2 protein-coding genes are annotated in these 1,125 nt (G+C 68.4%); both read left to right on the top strand.

All coding sequences use genetic code 11. The features are described 5' to 3' along the window. A partial coding sequence (locus tag N878_RS21535; protein ID WP_021445600.1) for a methyl-accepting chemotaxis protein occupies positions 1-345 on the top strand: 345 nt, incomplete at its 5' end. 98 nt (positions 346-443) lie between these two features. Further along, positions 444-1,125: MoxR family ATPase (locus N878_RS21530; protein ID WP_021445599.1), on the top strand; the 682-nt coding region annotated here is incomplete at its 3' end.

Below are 1,125 nucleotides of genomic sequence, written 5' to 3'. Positions count from 1 at the left end.
GAGGCGCTGATCGCCGCGCTGCGCGAGGGCAGCCGCCGCGCGGTGGCCGACATGGCGCAGAGCGCCAGCCTGGTGAGCCAGACGGTGGAGGGCGCCAACCAGACCGAGGGCGCGCTGACGGCCATCGCCGAGGCGGTGGCGCGGATCTTCGAGATGAACCAGCAGATCGCCGCGGCGGCCGAACAGCAGACGGCGGTGGCCGAGGAGATCAACCGCAGCGTCACCTCGATCCGCGATATCGCCGATCAGTCGGCCAGCGCCATGGAACAGACCGCCGCCTCGAGCATCCAGCTGGCCGAGCTGGGCCGCGAGCTGCAGGGCATGGCCGGGCATTTTCGTCTGTAAGGGCGGGCGCGCTCACAGTTTCGTCAGCAAAGATTGCATAGCACTTTGCCGCACTTGAGTGGCCCAGTAGCATCGGCGGTCTGCATAAGGAGCCAACGATGCGAAGCAAACTGGACGCCTGCCTGGACTCGGTCAATCAGGTGCTGCTGGGCAAGGAGGCGCAGGTGCGCCTGGCGCTGACCTGCCTGCTGGCGCGCGGTCACCTGCTGATCGAAGACCTGCCCGGCATGGGCAAGACCACCTTGAGCCATGCTCTGGCGCGGGTGCTGGGGCTGAGCTTCCAGCGTATCCAGTTCACCTCCGACCTGTTGCCCGGCGACATCCTCGGCACCTCGGTGTTCGACAAGGACAGTGGCCAGTTCGTCTTCCACCCCGGGCCGATCTTCGCCGAGCTGGTGCTGGCCGACGAGATCAACCGCGCCACGCCGAAGAGCCAGAGCGCGCTGCTCGAGGCCATGGAAGAGGGCCAGGTGACCATCGAGGGCGCCACCCGACCGCTGCCCGAGCCGTTCTTCGTCATCGCCACGCAGAACCCGGTGAGCAGCGGCGGCACCTTCGCCCTGCCGGAGTCGCAGCTGGACCGTTTCCTCATGCGCCTGTCGCTGGGTTATCCGGCCCAGGCGGCGGAGAAGGCGCTGCTGCTGGGCGACGCGCGGCGCGAGCTGCTGCCGCGGCTGCAAGCGATTCTCGACCATGCCGAGCTGGCCCGGCTGCAGGCCGAGGTGCCCAAGGTGCGCGCCAGCGATGCGCTGATCGATTACGTGCTGCGCCTGGTCGAGG

The sequence above is a fragment of the Pseudomonas sp. EGD-AK9 genome (assembly GCF_000465935.2).
Lineage (GTDB): Bacteria > Pseudomonadota > Gammaproteobacteria > Pseudomonadales > Pseudomonadaceae > Aquipseudomonas.
The sequence above is the reverse complement of the archived record's forward strand: the minus strand, read 5'-3'. Positions and strand labels throughout refer to the sequence as shown.